Here is a 13235-nt window from a genome sequence, read left to right on the forward strand (position 1 = left end):
ACTGTTCGTCGGGATGATCGCGATCTGGGCCCAGGTCATTCCGCAGCTCTGACGGGCGCCCCTTGCTGACCGCCTTGGGGAAAAGCGGGATGAGGCGGCGAAGCGGCCGCTCCAGCGTGGACTCTGGCGCGGCGAGCCCCCACCATTGTGAGGCGAGTCGGCCGGGTCAGTGCAGGATGCCTCGACGGCCGGCGACCGCTCCAACCCACCTGCAAGAGGCCGTCACGCGACCATGCCGAGCGCCGGATTTGTCCACCTTCACGTTCACTCGGCCTATTCGCTGCTCAAGGGCTCGATCAAGATCGCCAAGCTCGCCGAGCTTGCGAAGAAGGACCACCAGCCGGCGCTGGCGCTGACCGACACCGACAATCTGTTCGGCGCGCTCGAATTCTCCGACAAGATGGCCGGCTCCGGCATCCAGCCGATCGTCGGCCTGGAACTGGCGGTCGATTTCGGCGACCAGGATCCCAATGCGCGCAACGCGCTGCCGCCCTCGCGCGTCGTGCTGCTGGCCGCGCAGGAGCGCGGCTATCGCAGCCTGATGCGGCTGAATTCGCGGGCCTTCCTCGAAACGCCCGACAGCCATGCGCCGTTCATCAAGTTCGATTGGTTCGACGGCGAGACCGAAGGCCTGATCGCGCTGACCGGCGGCCCGGACGGACCGATCTCGCTCGCGCTTGCGAGCGGCCAGACCGAGATTGCGGCCGCGCGCTGCGAGCGTCTTGCCGGTCTGTTCGGCGACCGCCTCTACATCGAATTGCAGCGCCACAACATCGACAAGGAACGGCGGATCGAGAGCGGGCTGATCGACATCGCCTATGCGAAAGGCCTGCCGCTGGTCGCGACGAACGAGCCGTATTTCGCATCGACCGACGATTATGAGGCGCATGACGCGCTGCTTTGCATTGCCGGCGGCCGGCTGATCGCGGAGACCGATCGCGTCCAGCTCACGCCCGATCACCGCTTCAAGACCCGCGCCGAGATGGCGGTGCTGTTCGCCGACATTCCCGAGGCGCTGGCGTCCACCGTCGAGATCGCCGAGCGCTGCTCGTTCCGCCCGCTGACGCGCAAGCCGATCCTGCCGTTCTTCACCGTCGGCGCTGCCGGCAGCTCCGATGCGGCCGCGGTCGAGGCGGCTGAATTGAAGCGGCAGGCGGAGGAGGGGCTCACCAACCGCCTGCGCGTGCACGGCCTGTCGCAGGGCACGAGCGAGGAGGACTACAACAAGCGCCTGGCGTTCGAGCTCGACGTCATCATGCGCATGAAGTACGCGGGCTACTTCCTGATCGTGTCGGACTTCATCAAATGGGCGAAGAGCCAGGGCATCCCGGTCGGACCGGGCCGCGGCTCGGGCGCAGGCTCGCTGGTGGCTTGGGCGCTGACCATCACCGACCTCGACCCGATCAAGTTCGGCCTGCTGTTCGAGCGCTTCCTCAATCCCGAGCGCGTCTCGATGCCGGACTTCGACATCGACTTCTGCCAGGACCGCCGCGGCGAGGTGATCAGGTACGTCCAGGAACGCTATGGCCGCGACCAGGTCGCGCAGATCATCACCTTCGGTACGCTGCAGGCGCGCGGCGTGCTGCGCGACGTCGGCCGCGTGCTGCAAATGCCCTATGGCCAGGTCGACAAGCTGACCAAACTGGTGCCGCAGAATCCGGCGGCACCCGTCACGCTCGCGGCCGCGATCGAGAGCGAGCCAAAACTGCAGGCGTTCCGCGATGAGGATCCGATCGTGGCGCGCGCCTTCGACATCGCCCAGCGCCTCGAAGGCCTGACGCGGCACGCCTCGACGCATGCGGCCGGCATCGTGATCGGCGATCGCCCCTTGAGCGAGCTCGTGCCGCTCTACCGCGATCCGAAATCCGACATGCCGGTGACCCAGTTCAACATGAAATGGGTCGAGCCAGCGGGCCTCGTGAAGTTCGACTTCCTCGGCCTGAAGACGCTGACCGTGCTCGACGTCGCCTGCAAGCTGCTCAAGCCGCGCGACATCCATGTCGATCTCGCCACGCTGCCGATCGACGATGCCGAGAGCTACCAGATGCTGGCGCGCGGCGAGGTGGTCGGCGTGTTCCAGGTTGAAAGCCAGGGCATGCGGCGCGCGCTGGTCGACATGCGGCCTGACCGGTTCGAGGACATCATCGCGCTGGTCGCGCTGTACCGACCGGGCCCGATGGCGAACATTCCGACCTATTGCGCGCGCAAGCATGGCGACGAGGAGCCGGAATATCTGCATCCGGTGCTGGAGCCGATTCTGAAGGAGACGTTCGGCGTCATCATCTACCAGGAACAGGTGATGCAGATCGCGCAGGTGATGTCGGGCTATTCGCTCGGCGACGCCGACCTCTTGCGCCGCGCCATGGGCAAGAAGATCCGCGCCGAGATGGACAAGCAGCGCGACATCTTCGTCGCCGGCGCGGTGAAGAACGGCGTGCCGAAGGGGCAGGCCGAGACCATCTTCGAACTGCTCGCCAAGTTCGCCGACTACGGCTTCAACAAGAGCCACGCGGCGGCCTATGCGCTGGTGTCCTACCACACCGCCTATATGAAGGCGCATTACCCGGTGGAGTTCATCGCAGCGTCCATGACGCTCGATCTCAACAACACCGACAAGCTTTCCGAATTCCGCTCCGAGGCGCAGCGCCTCGGCATCAAGGTCGAGCCACCGAACATCAACCGCTCGGGCGCGACCTTCGAGGTCGGCGAGAAGACGATCTACTACGCGCTCGCCGCGCTGAAGGGCGTGGGCATCCAGGCCATCGACCAGATCATCGAGGAGCGGACCAAGCGCGGGCTGTTCACCTCGCTCGCCGACTTCGCCGCGCGCGTCAATCCGCGTGCGATCAACAAGCGCATCATCGAAAGCCTTGCTGCCGCCGGCGCTTTTGACTCGCTGGAGCCGAACAGGGCGCGGGTCTTCGCCGGGGCCGACTCGATCCTGGCGGCGTGCCAGCGCGCGCATCAGGCCGAGACGATTGGCCAGAACGACATGTTCGGCATGTCGGCGGATGCGCCGACCATCATGCTGCCGCAGATCGAGCCGTGGCTCCCGGCCGAAAAACTCCGCCGCGAATACGATGCCGTCGGTTTCTTCCTGTCGGGCCATCCGCTCGACGACTACGCCACCGTGCTGAAGCGGCTGCGGGTGCAGTCATGGGCGGAATTCTCGCGCGCGGTGAAGACCGGCGCCACCGCCGGCAAGGTCGCGGCGACAGTGGTGTCGCGTATGGAGCGGCGGACCAAGACCGGCAACAAGATGGGCATCATGGGACTGTCCGATCCCACGGGCCATTTCGAGGCGGTGCTGTTCTCCGAGGGCCTTGCGCAATATCGCGATGTGCTGGAGCCGGCCGCGGCCGTGCTGCTTCAGCTGGGCGCCGAATTGCAGGGCGAGGACGTCCGAGCTCGCGTGCTGCACGCCGAACCGCTGGATGACGCCGCGGCCAAGACGCAGAAGGGCCTGCGCATCTTCGTGCGCGATACCAAGCCGCTGGATTCGATCGCCAAGCGCCTGGCCGGACCGGAAGGCGCGGGCGCGAACGGTGCCGCGCCGAGGATCGGCAGTCCCGGCATCGCGCCGCGCTCGAATGGCGACGGCGAGGTTTCGCTGGTGATGATGCTCGACCTCGAGACCGAGGTCGAGATGAAGCTGCCCGGCCGCTTCAAGGTCTCGCCCCAGATCGCCGGCGCCATCAAGGCCGTGGCGGGCGTGGTGGACGTGCAGCAGATCTAGCGCTGTTCCAGGCAAATCGCGCCGTCAACGTCGGGTTGCTGTTGCAACCTGACGCCGATTTTGGCTAGCATCCATCCCCGGGGAATGGGTGGGGTACATGATGCTGCGATTGGGCGTGTTGTTGGCCGTTGGTGCCATGCTGACAGGCTGTGTCAGCGATCAGGTCGGAACCGATTTTGCTACCGTGTCACGAAAGGTGGGGCCTCCGCGCGCGGGGGAGTCGCGGGTGGTGTTCTTGCAAGACAAGCGGCAGGGCCTGAGCATGGCTATCTGCGGCTGCCAGGTGAAACTCGATGGTGCGCCGCTCGGGACAGTCGTCGCCGGGAAATACGCCTACGCCGATCGTCCCGCCGGACGGCACGAGGTTTTGCTAACCGAGGCATTGTTTCCCGGCGATACCAAGCGAGAGATCGTGATGGAATCCGGCCGGACACATTTCTACCTCATCAAGAGCAGTGCCCGACACGATGCCACGACGGGGGGAGCGATCCTAGGCGGCCTTGCGGGGCTTGCGGTCGTTTCCGTCGCGACGGCAGGTGAAACCAATCGTGGGCCGGGCGAGCTTGTCGCGCTGGACGAGGCGACCGCGCGAACGAAGCTCGCCGAATTGCAGGCCGTGGACTAAGATGCGCGGCCCGATCGCCGCTGCATCGATAAAGGCGGCCCCGCGAGGGAGGATCAAATCATGTGCGAGAATTGCGTCCAAGACCGCAACGTACAAGACCGCAACATCGGCATCGTGTCTTCGCGGAGGTCCTTCGTTCATTTGACTGTCTCCGCGCTCGGACTGGCTTTCGCCGGCGCAGCGCTCGCCAAGGAAACCAAGCCGCCGCCCAAGCCGCAGAACGTGCTGTCGCCAGATGCGGCGTTGAAGCGGCTGATGGACGGCAATGCGCGCTATGTCGACGGCGTGACGCGGCGCCACGATTTCAAACATGAGCGCGAGGCGCTGGCGGGCGGGCAGAATCCGTTCGCGGCGGTGCTGAGCTGCGCCGATTCCCGCATTGCCCCGGAATACGCCTTCGATACGGGGCGCGGAGATCTCTTCGTCTGCCGCGTTGCCGGCAATTTTGCCGGCACCGAAACCATCGCCAGCATGGAATATGCGGTCGCCGTGCTCAACGCGCCGCTGATCCTCGTGCTCGGCCACGATGCTTGCGGCGCGGTCGATGCGACACTGAAGGCGATCAAGGACGACAAGCCGCCGCCGGGACACATTCCCTCGCTGGTCGATGCGATCGCGCCGGCCGCCAAGGCCGCGATGCAAAAGGGCGGGGAGGTGCTGGACAAGGCGATCCGGCAGAACGTGATCGACAATGTCGCGAAGCTGAAGTCGGCCGCGCCGATCCTCAATCCAGCCGTGGACCAGGGCAAGCTGAAGGTCGTCGGCGGCATCTACCGGCTCAGCACCGGAACGGTGGATCTGATCGCGCAAGGCTGAGGTTTACGGAGACTGAAGCTTGCAGAGACTGAAGCTTACGTAGGGCTGACGCAAGACGGCGAGCTTGGGCGGGCGCCACGCCGTCGCCTCAATCCGAGCCTTTCGTTCAACTGCCGTTCAGCCGGCCGCGCGTCTCATGCGTGGTGGACACTCAACAACAATAACGGGCAAGCCAGCCATGCGCGGGACACACAAGGTTTTCATCTGCTTCCTTTTACCGACCCTGCTTGCTGCAGGTCTGATTGCTCCGGCGCGCGCGCAGCAGCAGGAAAAGCGTATCGCGCTCGTGGTTGGCAACGGCGCCTATGCCAAGGCGCCGCTGGCGACCACCGCCAACGACGCCGGCCTGATCGCGCAGACGCTGCAGGCGGCGGGCTTCGACGTGGTCGGCGCACGCGATCTGGACGGCGACACGTTGCGCAAGAGCCTTCGCGACTTCATCCAGAAGGCGCAGGCCTCGGGCCCCGGCACCGTCGCGATGATCTATCTTGCCGGCTATGGTGTGCAGCTTGCCGGCGAGAACTATTTCATCCCGGTCGATTCCAGCATCGCGCGTGACACCGACATTCCGACCGAGGCGCTGCGCATCAGCGATTATACCCGCCAGCTCGCCGCAATCCCACTCAAGGCCAACATCGTCGTGCTCGACGCAGCACGGGCGCAACCCTTCATCGAGGGCGGCCAGCAGCCGATCGCCAGTGGGCTGGCGCTAGTCGAGCCCGATCCGAACATGCTGATCGCCTTCAACGCCGCGCCGGGCACGGTGGCGCCGGAAGAGCAGGGGCCCTACGGCATCTATGCACAGTCGCTTGCCGAGATGATCCGTACCGGCGGGCTGTCGCTGCCGGAGGTGTTCGACCGTGTCCGCCTGCGCGTCAATGAGAGCTCCAAGGGCGCGCAGGTGCCGTGGGACGATCAGAAGATCAGCGCGCAATTCGCTTTCTTCGAGCGTGCCCCAGACGCCCCGCCGCCGCAGGCCGCGCCCGATCAGGTTGCCGCGATCCGCAACAAGCCGATCCGCGATCTCAGTGTGCAGGACGCCTATGCGGCCGCGCTCGAGCGCGACACGCTGCCGGCCTATGAGGACTTTCTCGCTGCCTATCCCGGCGATCCCTTGGCCAGGCGCGTGATGGCGATCGTGGCCGCGCGCCGCGAGGCGATCACCTGGCGGCGGACCTATCGCGCCGATACGCCGGACGCCTATTGGTCGTATCTGCGCCGCTATCCGCACGGGCCGCATGCCGGCGATGCCAGGCGCCGGCTCGCGATCCTGACCGCGCCGCTCGAGCCGCCGCCGACTTTCGCGATGATGGACTATGATGTGCCGCCGCCGCCGCCGGAGGAGATCGTCTATGTCGACCGCCCCGTGCTGTATTTCAGCGATCCCGTGTTCGACTTCGTGCCGCCACCGCCGCCGCCGGTCTATTTCTGCCCGCCGCCGCCGCCGGATTTCGTGGTGCTGCCGCCGCCGCTGCCCGTGGTCGGCCTGTTCGTGCTGCCGCAGCCGGTGTTCGTGCCGATTCCGGCGTTCTACAGCCCTCCGGTCTATGTTGCGCCGCCGCCGAACAACATCATCTTCAACAACATCCATAACACCACGATCATCAACAACGTGATCAACCAGGCGCCGGCACCGGCACCGGCAGCGGCGGTGAGTGATCCAGCCATCAACGCGACCGTGGCAGCGTCCGGAAAGCCTGCCGGGGCAACGACGGCTGTGCCGCCGACCGTGGTTCAAAAGGCGGCCTTGATTCGCGACAACAAGGCTCCGGTCCCCAATACGGTTTCGGTCGATCCGACAACGAAGGCCGGCGCGGCAGCCTTCAAGACAAGGAGCCAAGTCACGACGCCGACCGGCAACGCTGCTGCGGGAAGTCCGGCCGGCGCTCCCTTAACCGGCAATGCCACGACGAAGACGGGAGCGCCCGGCGCGCCGGTCACCGGCAGCGCAGTTGCACCCACGGCCGGAGGCAAGACCACCAGTCCGGTGACGGCTACCGCGCCGAGCACAGCGGATACGAAGGCCGGTGCGCCAGCCGGCCACTCCTTGCCCGTGCCCGGCCAGACCGCGCCCGCAATCAAGGGCGCGCCGCAGACGGGAACGGCGGCCACGGGCACGTCTTCGTCGACGTCCTCGACGAACCCCGTCGGCGGCGCAACCACCAAACCCGGCAGCAGCTCGCAGCCTGCCAACGCCAAGCTTACACCACAGACGACACCGTCAAATGCGCCGCCTACCGGAGCAACGCGTCCGAACTTCCCGGAGCATGCCAATACGGCCAATCCCGCCAATACGGCCATTGCGCCGGTAAAGCCCGGCGAGACCAAGCTGACCCCGACAGGCAAGCCGGGCGTGACCACGACGAACGTGACCAACGGGAAGCCGACGCAGCCTTCTCCGCCGGTCGCTACGCGGGAGCCGATCAAGCCGCAGAGCCTGCGGCCTGCAACACCGCCCCCCGCGCAGGTCACAAGGCCGCCGCCACCGCCACCGCCGCACCCCCAGGCGGTCGCAAGACCGACACCTCCGCCGCCGCCCAGGATGGCTGCGCCTCCGCCTCGGATGGCTGCGCCGCCACCGCCGCCTCGGCCGCCTGTGGCTGCTGCCCGGCCCGCGCCGCCGCCGCCCATGGCTCGCCCGGCGCCACCGCCTCCGCCGCGGGTCGCGGTTGCGCCCCCGCGACCGCCGGCCCCGCCGCCGCGGCCGCCTGCGCCGCCGCCAGCGGCGAAAAAATGCCCGCCCAACCAGCCGAGGTGCTAGGTATCGCGCCCCGGAGCGGGGGCCTGAAAGGCGGGTAGCGCGGAGGAGGGTGCCAAAACACCCTCCGGAGGGCCCTTATTTCCTTGCTTCTGGCCGAAATGGCGCTATATAGCGCGCCATCTCACACGGAAGCATGGCTCAAAAGGCCGTCCGGTGGCAGCCGGGGCGACAACGCTCCGTTTTGCTCACACGCTTCCGGAGGAACCAACCGGAGAATTAGAACGATGGCACTGCCCGATTTCACTATGCGTCAGCTGCTCGAAGCTGGCGTGCACTTTGGTCACCAGTCGCACCGCTGGAATCCGAAAATGGCTCCGTTCATTTTCGGTACCCGTAACAACATCCACATCGTCGACCTCGCCCAGACCGTGCCGATGCTGCACACGGCCCTTCAGGCCGTCAGCGACACGGTTGCCAAGGGCGGCCGCATCCTGTTCGTCGGCACCAAGCGCCAGGCACAGGACGGCGTCGCGGACGCTGCCAAGCGCTGTGCGCAGTACTTCGTCAATTCGCGCTGGCTTGGCGGCACGCTGACCAACTGGAAGACGATCTCGGCCTCGATCAAGCGTCTGCGTCACCTCGACGAAGTGCTGGCCGGCGGCGAAGCCAATTCCTACACCAAGAAGGAGCGCCTGACGCTCCAGCGCGAGCGCGATAAGCTCGACCGCTCGCTCGGTGGCATCAAGGACATGGGCGGCCTGCCCGACATGATCTTCGTGATCGACACCAACAAGGAAGACATCGCGATCCAGGAAGCCCAGCGGCTCAACATCCCGGTCGCCGCGATCGTCGACACCAATTCCGATCCGAAGGGCATCACCTATGTGGTGCCGGGCAATGACGACGCCGGTCGCGCGATCTCGCTCTATTGCGACCTGATCGCGCGTGCCGCGATCGACGGCATCTCGCGCGCCCAGGGTGATTCCGGGATCGACATCGGCGCTTCGGTTCGTCCGGTCGCCGAAGAGCTGCCGGCTGCGTCTTCGAGCGGCTTCCAGGGCCTTGCCGGTCCCCGCGGCACCGCCGACGACCTCAAGAAGCTCCCGGGCGTGTCGGGTGCGATCGAGAAGAAGTTCAACGACCTCGGCATCTTCCACTACTGGCAGCTCGCCGAACTCGACCACGACACCGCGCACACGATCGGCGAAGAAGTCGGTCTGCCGAGCCGCGCGGATGCCTGGGTCGCCAAGGCCAAGGCGCTGACCGCGGAAGCGGAATAGTCAAGACGAGCGATGCGTTGGCCGGATTGGATCCGGCCGCCATTTCATTCTGTTGACGCGAATTCCTGAGATGGACCGCGGCGGGGCAATTGGGTGCCACGCCGCGGCAAACCGGCAGGCAAGAAGGATTTTCAAATGGCAACGATCACTGCTGCGATGGTCAAGGATCTGCGCGAGTCCACCGGCGCAGGCATGATGGACTGCAAGGCCGCGCTGACCGAAAACGACGGCAACATGGAAGCGGCGCAGGACTGGCTGCGCAAGAAGGGCCTGTCGAAGGCCGCCAAGAAGTCGGGTCGCGTCGCCGCCGAGGGCCTCATCGGCGCGCTCACCAAGGCCAACAAGGGCGTCGTGGTCGAGGTCAACTCCGAGACCGACTTCGTCGCGCGCAACGGCCAGTTCCAGGGGCTGGTCAAGATTGTTGCCCAGGTCGCCTTCGACACTGGCGCCGACGTCGAGAAGATCAAGGCCGCCAAGGTGGGCGACGTCACGGTGGAAACCGCGATCAACGATGCGATCGCCACCATCGGCGAGAACATGACGCTGCGCCGCGCGGCCTCGCTGGAAGTAAGCCAGGGCGTGGTGTCGAGCTATGTCCACGGTGCGGTCATCGACGGCGCCGGCAAGATGGGCGTGCTCGTGGCGTTGGAATCGTCCGGCAAGGCCGACGAGCTCGCCGCGCTCGGTCGCCAGCTCGCGATGCATGTCGCGGCCGCCAACCCGCTCGCGCTCGACCCGACCGGCCTCGATCCGGCGGTCGTGAAGCGTGAGAAGGACGTGTTGGCCGACAAATATCGCCAGCAGGGCAAGCCGGAGAACGTGATCGAGAAGATCGTCGAGTCCGGCCTGAAGACCTACTACAAGGAAGTCTGCCTGCTCGAGCAGGCCTTCATCCACGACACCGGCAAGTCGGTGGCGCAGGCGGTGAAGGAGGCCGAAGGCAAGGTCGGTGGTCCCGTGAAGATCGCCGGCTTCGTGCGCTATGCTCTCGGTGAGGGCATCGAGAAGCAGGAATCGGACTTCGCGGCCGAGGTCGCGGCGGCCAGCGGCAAGAAGTAAGCGCCGGAACACTCCTTCCGGCGTGCCGCCGGAAGCGGCGCCCGGACAAGGGAAGTGCTCATGACTGATCCGGTCTATCGTCGCGTCGTGATCAAGCTGTCCGGCGAGTATCTCGCGGGACAGCAGGGTTTCGGCATCGATCAGCCGACCATGGACCGGGTTGCGGACGATCTGATCGCCGCCCGCCAGCTCGGATGCGAGGTTGCGGTGGTGATCGGCGGCGGCAACATCTTCCGCGGGGTCGAGGTCTCCTCGCGCGGCGTGTCGCGCCCGACCGGCGACACCATGGGCATGCTTGCCACCATGATGAACTGCCTGGCGCTCGAAGCCACGATCGAGCGCAAGGGCGCGCCGGCGAGGGCGCTCTCGGCCTTCGTCATGCCCGAGGTTTCCGAGCTGTTCACCCGCACCGCGGCGCACAAATACCTGGCTGAGGGCCGGATCCTGCTGCTCGGCGGTGGAACCGGCAATCCGTTCTTCACCACGGACACGACGGCGGTGCTTCGCGCCGCCGAGATCGGCGCCGAGGCGGTGCTGAAGGCGACCAATGTCGACGGCGTCTACTCGGCCGATCCGAAGAAGGATCCGTCCGCCACGCGCTTCGACCGGCTGACGCATTCGCAGGCGATCGAGGGCGGCTACAAGGTGATGGATGCGACCGCCTTCGCACTTGCCCGCGAGACGTCGCTGCCTATCATCGTATTTTCGATCGCCGAGCCGGGGTCGATCGGCGCGATTCTGCGCGGCGCCGGCCACGGGACGATCGTCGCCGGCTGACGGCTCATCTGGCGCGCCCCAAGGAAGGGCGCGGTGAGGTCGCCGGGTTATTGAAGGAGAAACGTTATGGCCACGGGTAATTTCGACCTCAACGAAGTGAAGCGCCGCATGCAGGGCGCGGTCGCCTCGCTCAAGCACGAGCTTGGCGGCCTGCGGACCGGCCGCGCATCGGCCTCGATGCTCGATCCGGTGCAGGTCGACGCCTATGGCAGTCACATGCCCCTCAACCAGCTCGCCACCGTCAGCGTGCCGGAGCCGCGCCTGATCTCGGTGCAGGTCTGGGACAAGTCGATGGTCAAGGCGGTGGAGAAGGCGATCGTCGATTCCAATCTCGGCCTGTCGCCGGCAACCGAAGGCCAGGTGCTGCGCCTGCGCATCCCCGAGCTCAACGAGGAGCGCCGCAAGGAGCTCGTCAAGGTGGCGCACAAATATGCCGAAGCCGCCAAGGTCGCCGCGCGCCACGTCCGCCGCGACGGTCTGGACGTCCTCAAGAAGCTCGAGAAGAATCACGAGATGTCGGAGGACGATCAGAAGCGTCACGCCGACGAGGTGCAGAAGGCCACCGACGGCACCATCACCGAGATCGACCAGCTGCTGGCCGCCAAGGAAAAAGAAATCCTCACCGTCTAAGGCTTCTTTTCCATGCCCAACGCCGCCGCGCCTGCAACTGAAGGACCCGACCGGTCCGACGCGCCTGCGCATGTCGCCATCATCATGGATGGCAACGGGCGCTGGGCGGCCGCGCGCGGACTGCCGCGCGCGGAGGGGCATCGCCGCGGCGTGGAGGCGCTGCGCCGTGTGGTGCGTGCCTCGCATGAGCTCGGCATCCGCTATCTCACCATCTTTTCGTTCAGTTCCGAGAACTGGTCGCGCCCGGCGAGCGAGATTGGCGATCTCTTCGGTCTGCTCAGGCGTTTCATCCGCAACGATCTCGCGAGCCTGCATCGCGACGGCGTCAAGGTGCGCATCATCGGCGAGCGCGAAGGGCTGGAGGGCGACATCTGCGCGCTGCTCAACGAGGCCGAGGAACTGACGCGCGACAACACCCGCCTCACGCTGGTGGTCGCCTTCAACTACGGCTCGCGGCAGGAGATCGCGAAAGCGGCGCGGAAGCTCGCGCGCGAAGTCGCGGACGGCAAGCGCGATCCTGACACGATCGACGCCGATACGCTCGGCGCCCATCTCGATGCGCCCGACATTCCCGATCCCGATCTCATCATCCGCACCAGCGGCGAGCAGCGCCTGTCCAATTTCCTGATGTGGCAGGCCGCCTATAGCGAGCTCGTGTTCGTGCCGGTGCACTGGCCCGATTTCGACAAGGCTGCACTCGAAAGCGCGATCGCCGAATTCGCCAGGCGCGAGCGCCGTTTCGGCGGTCTGGTCGCGAAATCAGCCTCGTGAGCGAACCCGACGCCGCACCGGCGGGCGCCAGGCCTGCCCCGAGCAATCTGGTGATGCGCGTGCTCGCAGCGCTGGTGCTGGCACCGCTCACCATCGTGCTCGCTTATGTCGGGGGCTGGCCGTGGGCACTTCTCGTGACGCTGGTGTCGATCGGGCTGTTCGCGGAATGGCTCATGGTGGTCGGAGCTGGCTCGACCGCATTGACCGGGGCAGGGACGATCGTCATCGCCATGATGGGCTTGTGCGTTGCCGCCGGCGCGCTCAAGACCGCTGTTGTCGTCGGCTGCGTCGGCGGCGCGATCGTCACGCTGATCGCGCGCGGCAAGTTCATGTGGGCCGCGACCGGATTTGCCTATGCAGCTGCGGCGCTGCTGGCCTCGATCCTGGTGCGGAAGGATCTGGTCAACGGTTTCGCCGCGTTGATGTTCGTGCTGCTGGTGGTGTGGGCGACCGATATCGGCGGCTATTTCGCCGGCCGCAGCATCGGCGGACCGAAGCTGTGGCCGCGCGTTAGCCCCAAGAAGACCTGGGCCGGCGCGGTCGGCGGCTTTGCAGCAAGCCTTGCGGTTGCATCGGGGTTTGCAGCCTTCGGTATCGGAAAGGCAGTTCCGCTGCTGCTCGTCAGCGCCATCCTGTCGGTGGTATCGCAGGCTGGCGATCTGTTCGAATCCGCGGTGAAAAGACGCTTCGGCGTCAAGGATTCCAGTCACTTAATTCCTGGCCATGGCGGGCTTCTGGACCGCCTGGACGGCTTTGTCGCCGCCATCCTGGTGGCATGGATGATCGGCTTTCTCCGCCATGGTGTGCATAGCGCCGGAAGCGGTCTTATGGTTTGGTGAG

10 protein-coding genes are annotated in these 13235 nt (G+C 66.1%); all 10 read left to right on the top strand.

What is annotated here, in order from left to right; all coding sequences use genetic code 11:
• The first annotated feature begins 232 nt into the window (after nt 1-232).
• The 10 genes from dnaE (at nt 233) to XH89_RS18225 (ending at nt 13234) form a co-directional block, all read left to right on the top strand.
• A complete protein-coding gene (gene dnaE, locus XH89_RS18180; protein ID WP_194468532.1) occupies nt 233-3736 on the top strand; it encodes a DNA polymerase III subunit alpha in 3504 nt (1167 codons plus the stop codon).
• A 97-nt stretch (nt 3737-3833) separates the two neighbouring features.
• Nucleotides 3834-4361, top strand: a complete 528-nt coding sequence (locus XH89_RS18185) for a DUF2846 domain-containing protein (RefSeq protein WP_246767866.1) — start codon at nt 3834-3836, stop codon at nt 4359-4361.
• Nucleotides 4362-4421: 60 nt separating this feature from the next.
• Nucleotides 4422-5177 carry a carbonic anhydrase gene (locus tag XH89_RS18190; RefSeq protein ID WP_194468294.1) on the top strand — a complete coding sequence of 252 codons (756 nt, stop codon included), beginning with the start codon at nt 4422-4424 and terminating at the stop codon, nt 5175-5177.
• Between the two features lie 178 nt (nt 5178-5355).
• Entirely contained in the window at nt 5356-7938 is a 2583-nt protein-coding gene (locus XH89_RS18195) for a caspase family protein (protein WP_194468295.1), read from the top strand.
• Nucleotides 7939-8162: 224 nt separating this feature from the next.
• On the top strand, nt 8163-9158 hold the full coding sequence (locus tag XH89_RS18200; RefSeq protein ID WP_194468296.1) for a 30S ribosomal protein S2: 996 nt from the start codon (nt 8163-8165) through the stop codon (nt 9156-9158).
• Between the two features lie 135 nt (nt 9159-9293).
• A complete protein-coding gene (gene tsf / locus XH89_RS18205; protein ID WP_194468297.1) occupies nt 9294-10217 on the top strand; it encodes a translation elongation factor Ts in 924 nt (307 codons plus the stop codon).
• Nucleotides 10218-10277: 60 nt separating this feature from the next.
• Nucleotides 10278-10994, top strand: coding sequence for a UMP kinase (gene pyrH / locus XH89_RS18210; protein ID WP_194468298.1), 717 nt, complete (start codon nt 10278-10280; stop codon nt 10992-10994).
• A gap of 66 nt (nt 10995-11060) precedes the next feature.
• Nucleotides 11061-11624 carry a ribosome recycling factor gene (frr, locus tag XH89_RS18215; protein ID WP_128951567.1) on the top strand — a complete coding sequence of 188 codons (564 nt, stop codon included), beginning with the start codon at nt 11061-11063 and terminating at the stop codon, nt 11622-11624.
• A gap of 12 nt (nt 11625-11636) precedes the next feature.
• Nucleotides 11637-12395, top strand: a complete 759-nt coding sequence (locus XH89_RS18220) for an isoprenyl transferase (RefSeq protein WP_194468299.1) — start codon at nt 11637-11639, stop codon at nt 12393-12395.
• A complete protein-coding gene (locus XH89_RS18225) occupies nt 12392-13234 on the top strand; it encodes a phosphatidate cytidylyltransferase (RefSeq protein WP_246767867.1) in 843 nt (280 codons plus the stop codon). Before XH89_RS18220 ends, XH89_RS18225 begins: the two co-directional genes overlap by 4 nt.
• Nucleotide 13235: the final 1 nt, after the last annotated feature.

Origin of the sequence: Bradyrhizobium sp. CCBAU 53340 (genome assembly GCF_015291645.1) — a bacterium.
GTDB lineage: Bacteria > Pseudomonadota > Alphaproteobacteria > Rhizobiales > Xanthobacteraceae > Bradyrhizobium.